This is a genomic window from Methanosarcina sp. KYL-1, assembly GCF_024372725.1.
Lineage (GTDB): Archaea > Halobacteriota > Methanosarcinia > Methanosarcinales > Methanosarcinaceae > Methanosarcina.
In genome coordinates, this window is sequence record NZ_VOUA01000010.1 from 43,325 (window position 1) to 62,138 (window position 18,814).

14 protein-coding genes and 1 pseudogene are annotated in these 18,814 nt (G+C 42.5%); 3 read left to right on the forward strand and 12 right to left on the reverse strand.

Going from position 1 to position 18,814, the window contains the following annotated elements:
- Window positions 1-193 precede the first annotated feature (193 nt).
- The 10 genes from FTO70_RS08930 to FTO70_RS08975 form a co-directional block, all read right to left on the reverse strand.
- Window positions 194-1,024: a YihY/virulence factor BrkB family protein gene (locus FTO70_RS08930; RefSeq protein ID WP_255335409.1), complete on the reverse strand. Its 831-nt coding sequence runs from the start codon at window positions 1,022-1,024 to the stop codon at window positions 194-196.
- Between the two features lie 860 nt (window positions 1,025-1,884).
- The gene (locus tag FTO70_RS08935; protein WP_255335410.1) at window positions 1,885-3,474 is read right to left on the reverse strand and encodes a sodium:solute symporter; all 1,590 of its coding nucleotides are present in this window, start codon (window positions 3,472-3,474) and stop codon (window positions 1,885-1,887) included.
- Entirely contained in the window at window positions 3,474-3,665 is a 192-nt protein-coding gene (locus tag FTO70_RS08940; protein ID WP_255335411.1) for a symporter small accessory protein, read from the reverse strand. Before FTO70_RS08940 ends, FTO70_RS08935 begins: the two co-directional genes overlap by 1 nt.
- Window positions 3,666-4,205: 540 nt before the next feature.
- Window positions 4,206-4,496 (reverse strand): tropomyosin, encoded by a 291-nt coding sequence (locus tag FTO70_RS08945; RefSeq protein ID WP_255335412.1) that lies wholly within the window; start codon window positions 4,494-4,496, stop codon window positions 4,206-4,208.
- Window positions 4,497-4,965: 469 nt separating this feature from the next.
- Window positions 4,966-5,592: a cysteine hydrolase gene (locus tag FTO70_RS08950; protein ID WP_255335413.1), complete on the reverse strand. Its 627-nt coding sequence runs from the start codon at window positions 5,590-5,592 to the stop codon at window positions 4,966-4,968.
- 305 nt (window positions 5,593-5,897) lie between these two features.
- Window positions 5,898-7,187 carry a hypothetical protein gene (locus FTO70_RS08955; RefSeq protein ID WP_255335414.1) on the reverse strand — a complete coding sequence of 430 codons (1,290 nt, stop codon included), beginning with the start codon at window positions 7,185-7,187 and terminating at the stop codon, window positions 5,898-5,900.
- A 201-nt stretch (window positions 7,188-7,388) separates the two neighbouring features.
- Window positions 7,389-9,683, reverse strand: a complete 2,295-nt coding sequence (locus FTO70_RS08960) for a PAS domain S-box protein (RefSeq protein ID WP_255335415.1) — start codon at window positions 9,681-9,683, stop codon at window positions 7,389-7,391.
- 743 nt (window positions 9,684-10,426) lie between these two features.
- On the reverse strand, window positions 10,427-11,563 hold the full coding sequence (locus FTO70_RS08965) for a DUF1015 domain-containing protein (RefSeq protein ID WP_255335416.1): 1,137 nt from the start codon (window positions 11,561-11,563) through the stop codon (window positions 10,427-10,429).
- A 247-nt stretch (window positions 11,564-11,810) separates the two neighbouring features.
- Entirely contained in the window at window positions 11,811-11,993 is a 183-nt protein-coding gene (locus tag FTO70_RS08970) for a hypothetical protein (RefSeq protein WP_255335417.1), read from the reverse strand.
- Window positions 11,987-13,159, reverse strand: coding sequence for a nitrous oxide reductase family maturation protein NosD (locus tag FTO70_RS08975; protein ID WP_369694353.1), 1,173 nt, complete (start codon window positions 13,157-13,159; stop codon window positions 11,987-11,989). The genes FTO70_RS08970 and FTO70_RS08975 overlap by 7 nt, the downstream gene beginning before the upstream one ends.
- Window positions 13,160-13,553: 394 nt before the next feature.
- Here FTO70_RS08975 and FTO70_RS08980 point away from each other — a divergent pair.
- Window positions 13,554-14,023, forward strand: a pseudogene (locus FTO70_RS08980) (catalase).
- Between the two features lie 360 nt (window positions 14,024-14,383).
- Here FTO70_RS08980 and FTO70_RS08985 read toward each other — a convergent pair.
- Window positions 14,384-14,875 carry a rubrerythrin family protein gene (locus tag FTO70_RS08985; protein ID WP_255335419.1) on the reverse strand — a complete coding sequence of 164 codons (492 nt, stop codon included), beginning with the start codon at window positions 14,873-14,875 and terminating at the stop codon, window positions 14,384-14,386.
- A 229-nt stretch (window positions 14,876-15,104) separates the two neighbouring features.
- On the opposite strand from FTO70_RS08985, the gene FTO70_RS08990 reads away from it, so the two are divergent.
- Window positions 15,105-15,353, forward strand: coding sequence for a YjbQ family protein (locus tag FTO70_RS08990; protein ID WP_255335420.1), 249 nt, complete (start codon window positions 15,105-15,107; stop codon window positions 15,351-15,353).
- A 45-nt stretch (window positions 15,354-15,398) separates the two neighbouring features.
- Window positions 15,399-16,682, forward strand: a complete 1,284-nt coding sequence (locus FTO70_RS08995) for a tyrosine-type recombinase/integrase (protein ID WP_255335421.1) — start codon at window positions 15,399-15,401, stop codon at window positions 16,680-16,682.
- Between the two features lie 116 nt (window positions 16,683-16,798).
- Here the strand turns inward: FTO70_RS08995 and FTO70_RS09000 are convergent, their stop codons facing one another.
- Window positions 16,799-17,155 carry a hypothetical protein gene (locus tag FTO70_RS09000; protein ID WP_255335422.1) on the reverse strand — a complete coding sequence of 119 codons (357 nt, stop codon included), beginning with the start codon at window positions 17,153-17,155 and terminating at the stop codon, window positions 16,799-16,801.
- Window positions 17,156-18,814 lie beyond the last annotated feature (1,659 nt).

An 18,814-nucleotide genomic window follows, 5' to 3' on the forward strand; every position in this document is an offset into this window, starting at 1 on the left:
CAGATGCCCTGGAAAATAATAATAGGTACAAATATATAAAAAATAAAGGAATATTGATTAAATACTACATTTTATGGAAGTACCGCAAAAATAAGTGATTGTTATCCAGTGCCAAACTAATATAGACAATAGTTTTGCAGTGCAAGCTTGCCGAAAAGGCACTTTCAGGATTCGGGATAGATTCAAAATAGACTCAGGATTCGGAATAAACTTTTGTGAACTCAGCGCCAATAGTGATCATTATCGAAGAATAATACAGCAGGAGAAATAACCCCAGGATTGACCCTATTGCCCCGTAGATGCTTGAAATACTACTGTATGCAAAGTAAATTCCCATCGCATATTTGCCTATTGTAATGAGGATTACTGTCACAAGCGATCCGACAAAAACGGGCTTAAGTTCAAGGTTCGTATCAGGCAATACCCGATATAAGGACATAAAGAATAACACAAGGACCAGGAAACTGGCTATGGGTCCGGCATAGTGAGCAACCACAGGTGGGAAAGGCAGAAGTCCCTGGAACAGCTTTGAAAAGGTATACAGAATGCTTTCAACAAGGATGCTGATTACAAGCAGCCCTCCAAATATCATCACTATAACGAAAGACACGAGTGTGTTCTTTGCATAACTTTTTATACCGTTTGATTCTACGGGCCTGATATCCCACATTTTTTCAATGAATACTTTCAGCTGCCTGAAAACACTGCTGGCACTCCAGAGAATGATCAAAAAGCTGACCAGTACACTTATTGACAGGGAATAGGTTTCCGGGATTTTTTCGAAAAGTACACCTATCATCTCAATTATTCTTTGATCAACAACTCCTTCCATATAGCTGAGTATGTTTTCCTGGATCTGTTTTGACCTCAAGAAAATGCTTCCTGCTGACACTGATAATAACAGGAGGGCAGGAAGGCTTAAAACCAGATAATAAGCCAGTGCTGCACTTACAGTTTTTGCATCATCTTCTACCCATTCATGGAATGTTCTGGTAACTAGGCCTTTGATATATTCCCCATCCATATTTTCCCCTGATCTAATTATGCTGATCTAATTATATTGATCTAATTGTATTTGGTGGTTTCAGTATCTGATTTCTCGAAATTTCCAAAAATAATTTAATATCTTTATGGAAGTTTCCGTCTGTCTTTTATCCAGGGGTGTAAGCCTGGCATTTCCAGGTAAAAAAAGCAAAAAAACCATGAAATTCTTCAAATAACATGCACAAAGAAATGAAGGCACAATGAAATGAAAGTACTTTTTACGTCAAAGTATCTCATCCAAAAGAAAGCCAAAAAATAAAAGCGGCCGAGAAAAACGGCCAGGGTGCAAACAAAACAGAGAAAAATACACATGAAAAATGGCTCTTCGCTGTTTTGTGTGGGTTGAAAATAATTGCTTAGTTACAAAGAATCCCCTGCCAAAAAGAGAAACATCAAGCATGAATGTGATTTTCAACCACAAATGACTCTATATTTCAGATATGCTACTTCACATTTTGGGTATGAACATAAATTACCCACTCGAAACAGCGAAGAACCTGAAAAATACTCTTTTTTAGATTTCTATTTCATTTCTTTTTGGGGAGGCGCCGCCAGACAAGCTGGCGGGGAGATTCATCTATCATCCGGATTGGCAAGCTGGCGGGGAGATTCATCTATCATCCGGATTGGCAAGCTGGCGTGAAGATCCCTCTATCACCCGAATCGAAAAGCGGTTTCTGATATAATGCAGCAGATTAATCAAAGGCCACCCAAAGCATAGTCAGAAAGAGTCAGAACCAAAAAAGTCAGAACCAAAAAAGTCAGAACCAAAAAAGTCAGAACCAAAAAAGTCAGAAAGAAAAAGAGTGGATAAAAAATACCCACAAAGATATCAGTTTTTTACCTGCCGTAGCAGAGCTCCAGATGCTCTTTTGAAGGTGGGTTTGTTGCAAGGCTTACGATAATTGCTGCAAGCATTGCCAGGGGGGTTGCAACGAGGATCGGATCAACAACGGTCCAGGTGCCGGAGAGAAGAGTTGCTTTTCCGAAAAGGGCCTGGCTGATCCCGAGGGGTGCGGCTTCTTTTGCGTGCACGAAGGCAAGCCAGAAGAGGCTGCTGAATGTCCCGACTATGAGGCTTGCAACGGCTCCTTCTTTTGTCATGCGCTTCCAGAAAAGGGCACCCATGTACATGGGAAGGAAAGCGGCTGCACACAGGCCGAAGAAGATGGCTGTAGCACTTGCAATGATGCTTATCGGGAGGATGTAAGCCAGGACCACGCTTGCAAGGATGGTTGCTGCAATTCCCAGCCTTGTTATGGTGATAGTCGTTCTGGAGGATTTCCCTTTCATAAGGAACTCGCGGTAAAAGTCATGCCCTATTGCCGTGCCCATGGTATGGAACTGGGAGCTGAGAGTAGACATTGCAGCCGCAAGGAGGGTCAGCATGAAGAGGATTACAAAAACATCCGGCATGGAACTGTTGATATATTCCGGGATGATGACATCCATATTCCCTTTTGCAACGGCAATTGAGATGAGCCCCTGTGTCTTATAGAAGTATGCGTTTGAGAGCGCTCCCACGGTAAAGGCAACCCCGGTCATCATGAAAATGAACGGGCCTCCCACGAGGACTGCCCGGTTCAGGGCCCTGTCGTCCTTAACCGTCATGAACCTGACAGCAAGCTGGGGCTGGGCAAGCACACCTATCCCTACTCCCAGGACCAGGGTTGAGACAAGGGTCCACCAGATCGTTGACCCGAAGGCCGGCATTGCAGTCCATCCCAGGTGCCCTCCTTTTGCCAGGGTTTCGGGAACCAGGGGGGCCATGTCCGTGAGCAGCCTGTGGGCTTCCGTAATGCCCCCGAGTTTTGAGTACGTCAGGACTGCCAGGATTCCCATGCCGACAAACATGAGGGCGCCCTGAAGGGCATCGGTATACATAACGGCAATCAACCCGCCCGTTATCACGTAAGCGGCAATTATTACCGTAAAGATGAGCACGGCAACATCGTAATTTATTCCCAGGGTGGTCTCAAGGAACCTGGCAGCCCCGATCAGGACGATTCCTGCATAAAGCGGCATGAAAAGGCCAATCAAAATTCCGGAAAAACCCTGTATGAACCTTGACTGGAAACGTTTTCCCATCAGTTCCGGAAAGGTTACGGCTTTGAGGTTAAACCCTATGCGCCTTGTCCTTGACCCGAACACGACAAATGCGATAAATATCCCTACAAACACATTCATGAACGTAAGCCACAAAAGCCCCATCCCGAGGACGCCAGCGGCTCCTCCGAACCCGACTATTGCGGATGTGCTGATAAAAGTCGCGCCGTATGAGAGGGCAAGCACGTATGAATGGATTTTCCTCCCTGCAATCATATAGTCATCTATGTCCCTTGTTTTTTTGTACCCTACCCAGCCCAGGTAAAAAATGACCATAAGATATATGAGGACAATAATTCCGAGAACGGGAGTGCTTACAGCCATTATTCTGCAGCCTCCGTTTTTTCCGGACCTTCATTCCACTTCCGGTATTCTGAAGCTTTATCTCTTTCTTCTTTTCTTTCATCTTCCGCGCCGGCGTTCCACTTAAGGGCACCGTACAAAATGCATCCGAAAGCACTCAAAAAACAGAGGACATAAGCAATCCAGATCTGGGGATCATCGATTCCTAACATTTTTTATCTCCAGCCTAATTATTTCCGGTTTAAGCATGCCGTCTAAGCATTCAGCTAAGCATTCAACCTAAACATTTAGCTTAAGCATGCGGTCTAAACACACAGTCTAAACACATTGTGACACAGATGTCGTGATGTATGTTAACATGTAACATAGATGAAGTTTTCGGGAAATAAAAACTTGAAAAGGTTAACAAAAAGAGGAATATAGTGGGGGAATAAGGTGGAGAATATGGGTTTTTGTCACTGTAAATTTTCCGCATCAGGCTTTCAGCTCTTTTCGGATGTCAACAAGATTGCCCCCAGAATTCAACGGCATTCTTCAGGTATGCGGTCCACCATTCCCTGGTTTTTTATTTGCAATCGCCTCAAGCTGCAATTGCAGGACCCTTATCAAATCTGTATTCGAATCCATGATCCTTCTAATCCATGATCTCCACTACTTATTCTCAAACTTTTAAAATAGGCGTTTGCTGCCAGGCCCTTTAAAGTTTCTCCCTCCACCAGAGAATAACGGTAATGTGTCCGCCCTGCAGGTAATCAATAAATTATTTCAATAAAATTTCCTTCCCGGTCTGTTGCCCTGATCTTTGCCGTGGCTGCGAAAAGGTCCTTTGAAGTCCTGGCTTCTTCCATTACTGAATTTTCATTCTGGAGGCTTTCTCCTTCCGTCCCCGATCTTCCTGAGAGCTCCGCTCCCTCTTTTTCAGGAGCCGGTATACCCGAAAAGAGTGCTGCAAGGGTAAGCAGCCTGAAAATAAGTTTCACCACGATGTTGATAGGGAGGGCTACGATTCCCCTCCAATGCCCAGAAAATCCAATCTTTGTCATGAGTCCCCCAACTCTTTAATTGTTTTAATTCAGTACAGTGGAAAATATTTACATTCATCAATACTCCTTTACTCTATATAACATTAAAGGAGTGATTCCAAGCACGAGAATGTTGTCCACTGGTATTTATAGTACCCGTGGCTGCAATATTCATGATAACGGCAACTGAAACTGAATTTCCAGGAATTCGTAATAAATCCCCGATCTCGTCCAGCGGCCCTTTTAACCTCTCATTTGAGGCAATATAAAACCAATGTTATAAACCTTAAAGTATGCGAAATTATCCTCAGGATTGTAGATTCTCAAATTTGATAATGATTTTACCATAATGATTTTACCAAGTTGATGAATCGAAAATCCCATATGAATCCACTCAAAAAAATAGAATTTAAAGACCGGATTTCCGAATGTAGGTTTCCGAATGCAGATTTCCGAATGTAAGAAGTAAAAAATTAAATTTAGAGAAGCTTCAGGAAATTATTTCCAGTTCCGCCACCGTTGTAACTTCCCCCAGCATCGGAAAGATTACATTGATCGGGAACTTTTGGAATTCTTCATTCATTGTAGCAGTACAGTCGCTGAGCACTATGCACCTGTAGCCCCTGTTAAACGCGCTTCTCACCGTGGTTTCGAAGCAGAGGTTTGTTGCATCCCCTGTAAGGATCAGGGTATCACACTTCAAACCCTTCAGAATTAGTTCCAGATCAGTATTGTGAAAGGCATCCATGGTATTGTATTTGGTGACTATGAAATCCTCCGGGTGAGGGGTAAGTTCTTCCACAATCGCGAGCTCTTCCGCAAGACTGCGGACAGGCCCACTTCCTCCGGGACTGACTTCTTTGAAGTTGATCTCCTTAACTTCTTTCCATAATCCCATATCAGGCAAAACCTCCAGCCTCAGGCCCATTACAATATAAATTACCGGCATCCCTGTTGCTCTTGCTTTTTCTATGGCTTTCTTCGTATTTCCGATCATATTCGTTTCTTTAGCGTGCTTACAGACCCCCCATTCCGCACCGAACCCTTTTTCGTGGAGAACATAATGTTGTGCATCTACGATGATAAGGGCCGTCCCTTCTCTCTTTACTCTGGTCATTTTCTACCCCCACTGGTTTTCTTAAACTGGCAGCCAAACGAGTACTTTGCGATAGGAAATACACCATGATATTGATAGCATTATTTCCATCGATCAAACGCACCATGATATTGATAGCACTATTTCCATCGACCATTTATGTTGTTTATAATATAATTGGGTGTATGTTTTTATATAGTAGCAAGTATTGTTTCTGACGTAAGAGCATTATTACTGATGTTATTCTCTCCTTATGAGGGCTTGATTTACAAAAGAAATCCCTGAACACATTCCTGAACATAGTTTTTTCCGGGACTCTTCACCTTTCACATCTCCGGGTGCCAGCGTTCCATGTGCCGGGCATGGGTTTCCATGTAGGCGCCTTTTTCGTAGAAATGATCGTAGAACTCAAGGTCCAGGTGATGGGCCTGGAGGTATGGCATAACAAAGATGCTTGGCACTGTGCCCGGGAATTTCCCGAAACGGTCGTAGATATGCTGGGCCTGGAGCGCCACACATTCCCTGAACTCCTCATCATGAGGCTTTGCACTGCTCCGGACTGCTTTTGTATCTTTGTAGTAACCCGGGGTTTCCGGATGGAAAGGGCCTCCGGGACCAAACTTCCTTTCGGTAAGGGCGTCTACGGCATGGCGCATATCCCGGTAATGCGGAGGGGTATATCCCTCAAAAATGCCGGGAAGGCCGGTTGGGTTCGGGAGGGGCCAGCATTCGTCAGTATCGTAGCGGAAGCCCAGGCCAGGGACTTCGGGATTCCCGCTTGCCCCGAGGACGGAAAACGGGTCCATGCCGTTGAACATCCAGCCACCCAGGCCCATTGCCTGCAGCATGAGCATTCCGGCATAGCAAGCGGTAGAAAGTTCGGCAGTCAGCTCGGAGAGAGACCACATTTCAAGAAAACTCAGCGGATACGGGTTTTCCACGTCAACCAGACCTTTGAACTGTTCAAGCCCTTTAATTTCCTCTCCATGTACATCGTCATAAAAACAGACGCCATTCTGGGTATAGTAGCAGAGCCCCGCCAGGACGTGCTGGGCCAGGTCCCCAACCGGAATAATAAGGGTGGTCCCGGGCTGGTTGACGGCCCAGGTGTTGTGGGCTTCGATATGAGGGACCTCATGAGGGACTTTTAAGCGGCCATCGGCAATTTTGCGGACCCTTGCCCTGTGAGTCTCAAGGAGTTCTTCCGAGTCGAAGGTCCCCTCCTCCAAACGTCCGGCAAGCTCAGGTGCGTCCCTGGTTGCGAAAAAGTAAACTCCCGAATCATCGGTGAAGAACAGCTCGCTTGTATGAAAGCCTGCAGCCGAGGGAAAAGTTCGGCCCCCGGCACTGCATGCATAGTTTGAAAGGTCAGGTGCATATCGTTCCCCACGCATGATGAGGTTATGCCAGCCGGTGTTGCCAGCCACTGCTGCCAGTACCGTCATCTGCTCAAGTTCGTTCAGAGGCAGCGGGTCATGCTTTGATGTGTATTTAAAGTAGCCGTCAGGAACCGAAGCCCCCTGGAAAAAACGGCGTGACCTCCTTCCGAAAAGTGCATCAACGAACTTGAAATCAAGAGTTTCTCTAAGGCCGGGTGGAATGTTTTCCCTGCTCATGTTTATACTCCCCATACCTGAGATTGCAAACGATTGGTCTAAAAGCTGGCGCCTGGGAGAGCATGTCCCTGAAATGGGGTAAATTACCGGGAAGCAAACTGCTTTTGAAGGTTGTTTTTACTCCGGGCCCTGTTTAAGGAATTACTTTGAAAAAGAGGTTGCTGGGTACTTGCCTGAAGTTTATTCCTGTTTCAGAGTGACTTAATCCTGTTTTGTGGGGACATGTTCCTGTTTCAGGGGAATCATGAACGTAAATACACTGCCCTTACCTGGTTCACTTTCAACCCAGATCCTGCCTCCATGCATTTCCACAAATTTCTTAACAATGGCAAGGCCCAGGCCTGTGCCGGGCTGTTCCCTGGATTCGAATTTGCCAAGCTGGGTGAAAGGGTGAAAAAGTTTTTTCTGGTTCTCTCCGGAAATCCCGGGGCCTGAGTCAGCAACCCTGATTAACACGTTTTCTCCCGCAGCCCGGGCGTCAATGGCAACGAGCCCGTTTTCATGCGTAAATTTTATGGCGTTATCCAGCAGGTTGTACAGGATCTGCTTGAACTTTGTCCTGTCAGCCCTTATCTTTTCCATTTCCCTATCCAGGTTATCCTCTATCCTGATGTTTTTCTTTGAGGCTATGGGCGCAAGGGTAGTTTTTATCTCCTCAAATGCGGCAGGTACGGAAAATTCTTCAATGTGAAGTTCCATCTTTCCGGTTTCAATCTTTGACAGGTCCAGGATTCCGTTGATAATTTTTAACAGGTGCTTTCCACTCATTGAAATGTTGGAGATGTATTTTAACTGCTTTTCATTGAGGGGACCGAAGCTTTCTTCCTGTAGTAGATCCGCAAAGCCTATAACCGAATTCAGGGGAGTCCTCAACTCGTGGCTCATGGAAGCTAAAAAATCGCTCTTTGCACGGGAGGTGTCTTCAGCCCGGAGCCTTGCTTCGTTCATCATCCGTTCCGCTTCCTTGTTTCTGGAAACATCAAGGAATGACCCCATCATGCAGATCGGGATGCCTGCTTCATCCCTGACCATGCTTGCCGAAAGGTGAGAGGGAAACTCGGTGCCGTCCTTTCTCCTGGCAGTTAACTCGCCTTCCCAGGTCCCTTCCAAAAAAAGCTTTTTTACGACAGCTGCAGCTTGCTCTTCCGTGTTCCAGAATTTTACAGCAGGCCTGCCCAGAACCTCTGCCTCGTCCACATATCCCCAGTGTTTGAGGAAAGCCGAATTTATGTAGGTCAGGTCCCCTTCAAGGTCAGCTATAGCAATGGGGGTGAGGGCTGAAGCCATGGCAGCATTTTTAACCTGCATTTCCTTTTCCACCCTTTTTCTCTCGGTTATGTCTTCCCCGGAGCTAAGGATCCCAATAATTTTGCCCTCCCCGTCCCTTAAAAAGGTATTCTGCCACATGATTAGCCTTTCCTCCCCGCTTCGGGTTAACACCGGATTTTCAAAGTGCCCGAAAGATTCAATATTACCCCTTATAAATTCCGGATATATGTCTTTTATTTTCTGCCGGTATTTTTCAGGCACAAAAGTATCAAACCAGTTTTTGCCAATAATGTCCTTTTTGGGATACCCCAGCAGTTCAGCCCCCTTTCTGTTTATAAGCAGAGTTTTTTGTTCGGGGTCAATTGCAACAATTACCGTCCCTGCGATGTCGAGATAATTCTGTGCACAGTCCCTTTCATGTTTGAGCATTTGCTCTGCTTTTTTTCTCTCAGTGATGTCCCTGGTGATTGAAAGTACAGCCTGCCTGCCTCCGTATTCGATAAACCTCATGTTCTGTTCAACAAGCAGTACGGACCCTTCTTTGCAGATAATCTTACCCTCCACCATTACGTGCCCATACCGGTACAGTTCCCTTATTTTTTCAAAAAAAGCTTCTGAAGCTTCGGGGGCTATCAGGTCGGTTGCTTTCATCTGCAGAAACTCGGCCCGGCTGTACCCCAGTTTTTCACAGGTCACCCGGTTTACTTCCAGAAAGCAGCCTCCTGGCTCGTTTATTGTGATGCCGTCGCTGGCATTTTCAAAAATCATCCTGAACTTTTTCTCTGAAGCTTCCAGCCCCATTTCAGCTTTCTTTCTTCCGGTTATGTCTTCGATCTGGGAAATGAAATAAAGCGGCTTATTTTCGGAGCCAAGGGTAAGAGAGGTTGAGACCCTGACCCATATCGTTTCTCCGTCCTTTCGGACGAAACGTCTTTCATCATGCCTGACTCTGTCATTTCCGCAAAAGCTTTCGGCCCGAATCTCAAAATCCGGTTCCGGTTCATCAGGATGTGCAAGTTTCTTAAAATCCAGCTCAAGCAGTTCGGATTCCGTATAGCCCAGCATTTCGCATAGCCTGGAGTTCACTCTGAGCCAGTTGCCACTGGTGGCAACAATCGCCATTCCGATCTGCATTTGTTCAAACACAGAACAGCCCCATACATCCCCGTAACCCGAGTACTCCTCCATTTTGCTGGTCGAAGACGAGCCATTTTTCCGGAAATCCATCAATTCACCTTATAAGGAATGAAACTTAATATAAAATATATTTGAAGTATATAATACCTCATGATGAAAAACACGTTCCAAAAAATATAAACTTTTAGGAAGATGTAAACTGGTCGAAACATGCACTGGTCGAAACATGCAAACCGCATTGATTACCAAGTTTACTAGAAAATATGTTGAAATTTCAATCCAGATGAAACGGATTTAATCCGGAAACAGCAGCTGCAATAAATCATTCAGTAATTCCTGAAAACCTTTTTCAATCTGCTTTTCAGGTATCGTAGCTCTCACCGGTCGCTTGCGACCGGCCTTTTCCATAAGTATGGATAATATATGAATAAGCAAAAGAGTGGCCAGATGGCTTATTTGTGCATTGGGATAACCAAAAAAGTCATTTTGATGACTGAAGAGAGCATTGGGATAACCAGGAAGGGCACCCTGATAACTTAAAAGATCACTGGAATAACCAAAAAGATCACTGGAATAACCAAAAAGATCACTGGAATAACCAAAAAGAGCATCCTGATGACTGAATGGGAGATTTCAGAAAAGTACAGGGATTCAATTTGAAATTAGTGTTTGAAATTAGTGTTCTAACCATCATAACATGGAAAATATATTTATATATCGCTTCATTTTATCTCTTTTTGGAGAGGCGCCGCCAGGCAAGTTGGCGGGGGGCATTGATATTACGTCTGGATTGAAAAAAGGTTTTAGGGTCAAGGAAAGTATTTATCAGGGTATTACTGAATAATTTTTCTTGCCTCAATGTAATACCTTTTCTCCTTTTCCTCTCCAAGCGAAAATGATTTTTTTGGAAGGACACCCTTCTTTTCTATAAGTGAAAAGAATTCGCTCTTTTTTAAGGCGGGAAGGAAGAAACCAATGTTACCCGGCTCCTTTCCAAGCTTTTTTACAATTTCGGGGTCATGTTCGTATTCAACGGAATACTCATCGATGATCTCGTCCAGGGTTTCAACTTCAAGGTCATATCTGGGCCTGTCAAAGATAAGGGCCCCACTCCTGTCCTTTGTGATAAATCCGATTGAGTGGCCGGCTTGAGATTCCGCAACCCTTGCATCGAACCTTTTGAGAAGTTCCTCAGGCTCAACTCCTTTTACGACCCTGTGAATAGGTTCAAAGATAAGCCCGGGGTCGTGGATGTTCACAAGTTCGACCATTGCGTACCGTGCAGGATGGTCGTCCGGGACGGTCCCTTTGATCTGTTCCCAGAAACTCTTTGCTGCAGCAAGGCTGTGGTTCCCATCCCCGACAAGAAGGAATCCGAGAGCCCGAATCTTATCGGAAATTTCTTTAATTGTTTTTTCATCGCTGATTTTGTACCCGGTTATATGGCCTCCATCCTCCATCAGGTCAAAATCATAAACCGGATCGGCTGTAATTTCGGGAAGAACGGAAAAGTCCGAGTCATCGTATAAGACCAGGACATGGGATAGCTCGATTTCTGCAGCTTCTCTTATTTTGACTCTTGCAGGGAGCCTTGCTTTAATCGTCTTTTCAGTCGGCCTTATAAAAGAATCGGACCCGTCGAACTCATAATCTTCCAGGTCAACCGCAACAACCAGACCGGACCTTTCCCTGCCTGAAACGGAACGCTTTACAAGAATAAAACAGGGGCCGTGATCGACAAGGACGTTTTTGTAATCGCCCATGCACTTATGGATGTTATTGACCCTGTTTTCATCTAAAGGAAGGTATATTTCCGGATAAATAAGCCTTAAGGTAGAAGGAGTATTTCCAACAAATTCTTCAACCCTTTTCCAGTACTCCCGGTCCTGAGTGTGCTGATCACAGGCAATTACGGCCCACTTTTCCCAATTATCCTTTGGAAGAAGAATGCGGGGAACATGAAGAGTCATGATTAATGAAGAATAGAGAGAAGATATAAAGATTTCTATAATCATTATTTTCAAAAATAGAATCTGTTGGAATGGATCCAACATACCTGAATTCATTTAACACTACCCGGTATCCAGGATGACGGAGGGGGATTCATCGGCATACAGCAGGAAGGAAGAATTTCCGAATCAGCCCATTCAAATACTGGTTTGTCTGTCAGTTTCCCTGTTACCGTGAATCCGGCATTTCCGGCTTCAAGAAGAGGGATCAGTTATTTCTATCGAACTTTACCATCAGATCTGAAATGCCATCGGCCTCATAGTCTCCCACTTTCGCAGGAGGGCATTTTGCAGGGATGGCACCCATCAGCAGGATTGTTAGTACCTCAATGCCATTAACATCATAGCCTGCTGAGAGAATAATATCTCCCAACAGGCCTTTATTTAACAATACCCTGCTTCGCCAAGATGGTAGTACTCAATGGTTTTTAAGAGCCCTCTTATTTCCAGATCTCCACTGTAGTAATCATCGATTGCAACCAAAAGTTCTTCCATACTTATTTTACAGTCCTGGTTGGTGTCGTACGGATTATACTCTACATCATCGTCTCCGATTGACGCTACCAGGGGCAGATAATCTCCTCCGTTAGCTATTTGCCCTGCAGAATCATATGGACGCAAAGTATCTCCCAGGCCATCTCCGTCGGTATCAATCCCGGCATAATCAGACCAGTAGTTCCCACCAAGGAAGGGCCCTCCTATAATGTTTGGCCCTGCTGTTTTCGTGACGTTCCAGATGTTGTTCGCGTCATCATAAGCGTTATTGGTATTGTTGAAGTAGTTGTTGTAGATGACGTTGTCCATTGAATTAGTGAGGGATATGCCACAATCTTCATTCTTGCTTGCCGTGTTGCCGGTAAGCGTGTTATTGCTGCAATTATACAGCTCAATACCAACGTCTAATCCACCGCTTATGTTGTTATTGCTCAGCATGTTGTTGCTGGAAGAATGCATCAGAGAGATTCCGTCACCGTTAAACAATAACTTGTTATTGTCCAGTTTGTTGTTGTTGGCAGAAGGACTCAGAATGATGCCGCACTCATCGTTCCCCCTTATATAGTTATTGCTCAAAGTGTTGTTGCTGGAAGAAGCCAGCCAGATGCCAAAATCGTTCCAGGATGCGGTGTTGTCCCTCAGTATATTATTGTCGGAAGAAGATAGGCCAATCCCATTAACCATGCTCCCGCATGCAGAGTTATTGATCAACATGTTGTTGTTGGAATAAAACAGGTGGATGGTATCAAAACTGCTAGCTCTTGCAATGTTATTGCTCAGTGTGTTGTCGCTGGAATCATACAGAAAGATTCCCCATTCGCTACCGTATACTTCATTGTTACTAATAATGTTATGCTGAACTCCATTGAGATATATTCCCATAAGATAGCCATTTACCTTAAAACCCCGGATGGTCACATTATTTGCAGTTACATTGAAGACAACATTTTCTTGGTTGAAAGCCTGAACGACCGTATCCTCCGGGTCACCTGATTGTGAGACTATGGTCAGTTCCTTGCTCACATTTATATTTTCAGTGTAGATACCGCTGTACACAATGATAGTGTCCCCGTCCTATGCAGCATCCACGGCGGCCTGGATGGAGGTGTAATCTGCTGCAGGTCCTGTACTGTTGTTCACAGTGATGTCTGCTGCTGATGCTGTTCCCATGCTTATTAAAAGTAAAGAGATTACAAAACAAATCATCATAAATTCTTTACATCTTGTCATATTTACCCCACTGTAAAAATGTATTGGAAAACAATATTTTCCAATGAATTTTATGTATATATATCTATATTAAATAAAACGAAATTTACATTAGTAATTTTGTATAAGAAAGTATTACTATAAATAAAGAAAAATTACTAAAATTATTATAATTTAAATTATATATGCTATAATATTAATCGGGGATAAGCTCAGCCATTTCGACCGGGAATGCATTCCGGAACATGTGGTACATGCCAAGGGTGCGGGTGCCGGCGGGTACTTCGAAGTGACAGCGGATTTGACAAAGTACACAAAGGCCAAGTTCCTTTCAGAAGTCGGCAAGCGAACCGAAGTCCTTGTCCGCTTTTCCACTGTTGGGGGGAAAAAGGTTCGGCTGATGCAGCCCGTGACCCGTGCGGGTTTGCCGTAAAGTTCTACACTGAAGATGGAAACTACGGTTTGACCGGAAACAGCACCCCTGTGTTTTTCATCCGCGCCCCTCTTAAATTTCCTGATTTTGTCCACACACAGAAGCGCAATCCCGCTACAAACTGCAAAGACCCGGACATGTTCGGGGACTTCTTTTCCCTCACTCCGGAATCGATTCACCAGGTCACTATCCTTTTCTCCGATAGGGGGGTATCCTGCTACTTACCGGAACATGAATGGGTACTCAAGCCACACCTACAAGTGGTATATGATAATGGAGAATAATACTTCTGGGTACAGTATCATTTCAATACTGACCAGGGAATAAAGAACCTGACCCATGAAGAGCGTGCAAAGGCGACGGAAAAATAAAATAATTTCAGGTCAGGTTCCTGTTTCACCGCAAGCCTGAAAGAACCCGGTTTTATGGGGAAAAGTAATTTTTTGTGGGGGGTTTGGAAACTTTTTTACTCCCCACACCTTTATTATTTTTGCACGGGGAAGGAGAAGGAAATAAAATATCAAGAGTATGATAGATAGCAAGAGTATGATAGCAAAAAATTAAATTGAGAGCTTTTTTCTTATCCTCTGGCTCTCGATGCGTTCCATTGATCGTCAGAAACGCTGCTGTCTTAATCAAGGTTTTCAGTCAATTTTCTCGAATCTGGATGCAGGTGCCCCGCAAATCGGGCAGTTCCCTTCAGGTTCGCCTTCCATAGTATATCCGCAAACACTGCAGACGTGGTAGTCAACCTCTTCATTCTTTCCAATTTCATCCAGTGCTTTTTCATAGAGCCTGGCATGGATCCTTTCTACCTTGTTTGCCACCTCAAAGCTCCACAGAGCCCTGTTGTCCCCTTCTTTCTTTGCCTCCTCAATGAATTGGGGGTACATTTTCTCAAATTCGTATGTTTCGCCGCTGATGGCTTCTTTTAAGTTATCCATCGTAGTCCCGATTCCGCCCATACGCTGGAGGTGGTTGAAAGCATGGACCGTCTCCGCAGCAGCAGCGGCTCTGAAGAGTTTGGCTATCTGGTGATACCCTTCTTCGTCCGCTTTCTTCGCAAAGGCAAGGTATGTCCTGTTTGCCATTGATTCGCCGGTAAACGCAGCTTTAAGATTATCCTTAGAACTCATGCATATCTCCCCTTAATTTGAATTACTTTTTACCCTATTTACCAGGTATTGTATCCTGAAATTATTTCGCAGATTCAAAATCATTTGGAAGTTCAATGCAGTACAGATTGATTTTCGGAAGGTTGATTTTCAGAACATCTTCTGGCTCTCCCTGATTGCTTCCCTGATTGCTGCTTATTTGTATCCCGTTTTGCAAGAATATATTTATCCGGTCTGATAATATCGTTTTATGCCTGTGGAAACAAGGGAAATTTCAGTCACTGCAAAAGAAGACTGTGGAATTGTTGACGTTACCGAAATGGTATCCGAGGAAGTCAAAAACTCTAAAATTAGAAACGGAACAGTTACGGTATTCTGCATCGGGTCAACCGGAGTAATAACTACAATGGAATTTGAGACAAATCTCTCAAAGGATGTTTCGGAAACTCTTGAGAAGCTAATCCCTCTTAATAAGGACTACCACCACCACAAAACCTGATGTTTTAAATTAATCATCAACACATCTATAGTATTAGGTGACTGTATGAAAATTGAAGAATACAAAAAATATCAGGTAGTTGAGGATTGGATAAATACTATTAATCCGAGCAAAAACACTGAGGACAGGTATTTGCTGGCTATTAAAGTGTTTTGCGAATGGACCGGGAAAAACCCTGAGACTCTGATAACCGAGGCTGAAAGCGAGATTTTAAGCGGAATACTGCCAAGACAGCGGGCAATAAAAAGGGATTTCATAGGCTTTAGAAGGATGCTTCAAGAAAAAGGCTATGCTCCAATGACGGTTAAAGGTTACATGAGCGGGATTAAAAGTTTTTACCGGACTGCAGATATTGAGCTTCCTAATCTGCCGAGGACAGGAAAAGCGGTTCCTTTGGAAGAGCATAAGGAAATTCCCACAAAAGAAGATTTGCGGGACGTTATAAAAATATGCGATCCTTTAGAAAAGGCAATGCTGCTTGTAGGAGCTTCCGGCGGGCTTGCTTCAAATGAGATCCTAAACATTAAGGTAGGGGAGTTTAAGAAAGGATATGACCCGGAAACCGAAATAACAACACTATCCATGAGAAGAAAAAAAGTTAATTATGATTTTATTACTTTCCTCAGTCCCGAAGCTTCCAGGGCGGTATGGGATTATATCAATTATCGAGGAAGAACAGTTAAATTAGACTGTGCGAGAAGAGAAAAACAGATTGAGAAACAGCGGATCTTTTCAGATAGTGATTATTTATTCATTGGTCGGAAAATCCCTGATACCTACTTACAAAGCAGGGACGAAAACGAAAGGAAGTTAGAGCGGGATGCCTTTATGAGAATTTACCGGGCAATCTCTGAAAAAGCGCAAAAAAATGCACCTAAAAACGATTGGAATAAAGTAAGGTCTCATAACGTTAGAAAGTTTTTTAATTCAACGTTATTGAATGCCGGAGCCGATAGTTTTTTTACTGAATTTCTTATGGGTCATACTTTGGATGATACTAAATCAGCATACTTCCGGGCACAGCCGGAGAAACTAAAGGAAATTTACAAAAAGTATATTCCTTACCTGACGATTCAAAAGGAACTGGATATAAGTGAATCACCTGAATACTTGAAGATCAAACAGGAAAACCAGATTTTACAGGCAGAAACAGCCCGGCACGTAGTAGAGAGATCAGAATTAAGCGAGCTGAGGAAAGAGCTTAATGAATTGAAGGAACGAGATAAACTTAAATCTGACTTCATAGAGAGCATGAAGGCAGACCCGGAACAAATGTTTACATTCATGGAAGAGGTAAAAAGGTTCATGGATAAAGGAAGAAAAACTTAAAATTTCATTTTTCCTTTTTGGGATAGAATTTTACTGCAGGCTTGCGGAGATCTGGGCAAGCTGCTGGGTAAAAAAAGGTAAAAACTGTATCAATTGTCTTTTCCTTTCTAGGTTACTCAAAAAGTTTCAGTATTATTTTGAGATAGCATTTCTATCTGTTTTTGAGTATAACCCTTTACATAGCCTTCACAAAACAGAAATTCATTTCTATTGTATTTCTCGTTCCCCGTTTTTCCATATTCTGTAATTGTTGTTAAATATCGATTACAAGTTTCATAATTTGTTAGGTTTCCGTTATATCCAGCTTCAAATCCAGTTTGAATTGCTTCTTCATCTTTAAGTTGTGCGTTTAACTCTGCAGGGTACTGTTGGCATATGAGCAATACACATACAGGTACTAGAAATAACATTTCAAATATTAACCATGTTGGAATACAAAAGTTTGATATCTGAATTCCTTCACATTTCTTCAACTTTTCTTTACCTCCAGTTTATCAAATGCATTACTTTTTTATGGATTTTTGTGGATACTATTTCTTTGAAGGTTTCAAAAAGTGTAGCTATATTTTGTAGTTGTAAGCCTGATCTTTAGGGAGATCTGCCAGTACCTCGCTTAGGTACCATCTTGAGATTTGAGCTTTTTAGTTGTTACAATTCTAAAAATATATTAAGAAGAAAAACAATAAAAAACTATGTGTATAAATAAACGGTTTTGTGATTATGACAAGTAAAAGTGAAATTGAGCGAAGAGAACGATTAGTCCAAACGTATCTTATAATATGTGGTTTTTTAATAACTTACAACCAAAGTATCACAGCTCAAAAAGTTGCAATGCAATTAACGTTTTTGTCAATACTTAGTCTTCTACTATATTATATATTTCTCACAAAAACAAACTTTTGGTACGGTATCAACTGTTCCGCAATTGCCTTTTCATTAATTTTTAGCTCCCTGATTGCAATATACATGATCTTAATAAAATATGAGAATAGTTCTTTAGAACTAAATGGATATAGTGTAATACTAGAATTTTATATTTATTATATAATATTTTCATTTATAATTTCATTATCTTTACTTACTCCAAATTGGAAGTTAGAAGACAATATTTTTATATTCTTTCTATTATTAGTTATTTATTTATTGATGCCATTTGTGTATTTGTGGAAGATATTTCCTTTTTTTTTAATTGTCTTTGTTGGTTTGTTTATGATAATACCAATACTTATTTGGCACCTTGCTGTTTTCATTGGGTAACTTACGTCCTTTTTTTCAGAAAATTGGAGAATCTTTGTTTGCAGCTTCGGGCATGCCGGCTGACCTAGAGAAGGTCCTTATAGATCAGTACGGGATCTCTAAAGAAGCCGTCCCGGAACTGGTCGAATGCATGTTCCCTTTGGGAGTGGTCCCAGATGGTAATAAGAATTGATGGGGCCCGGAGCAAAAAAGCGGCATTCAGGAATTGAAGTATCCTTCCCTTTGAGGGATTTAACAATTTCTTCTTCCCGCTTCCCTTTTTTCGCTTCAAAAAACCCTATAATACTATGTATGTGTGTACATCTGAATGTTATTCCTGATTTGTAAGACATTTTTACTTAATATATCAGGTTATTTATACTGTAAGATCCTTTAAACAAATTATACAAAGGAAAAATACTACTTAAATTAAATGAATGACCCAATTATAAAAGGGTGATTGGTGACGGTTTCAGGTATTGATTTTGCCATTGTATGTATGTAACTAACTAATTTAATCTTGAATTTTCTATACATTTTGTATAAAATGTATCAAAAAACCGGACTTTATATAGTAATGAATTCATTAAAACTTATTAGGTGTACTAAATCAAATGAATTAAAAAATATTCGTGGACGTAGGAAGGAGATATCAACGCTTGATAATACTATCATTATTTCGGAGATATCGATTTTCCCCCTGAAAAATATTTTCCCCTTGTTAGTTAGTACATACAAATCAAATCAATAAATAAAGCAACTTTTAGTTAAAAAAGTAAAAAAAGCGAGAATTTGCAACCCATTATATAACAAGATACCAATCTAAAAATCAAACAAAGTAATTAAATTGAGGTGATATAACGACAGATCAAGAAAAAAAATATTATGGAAAGAAA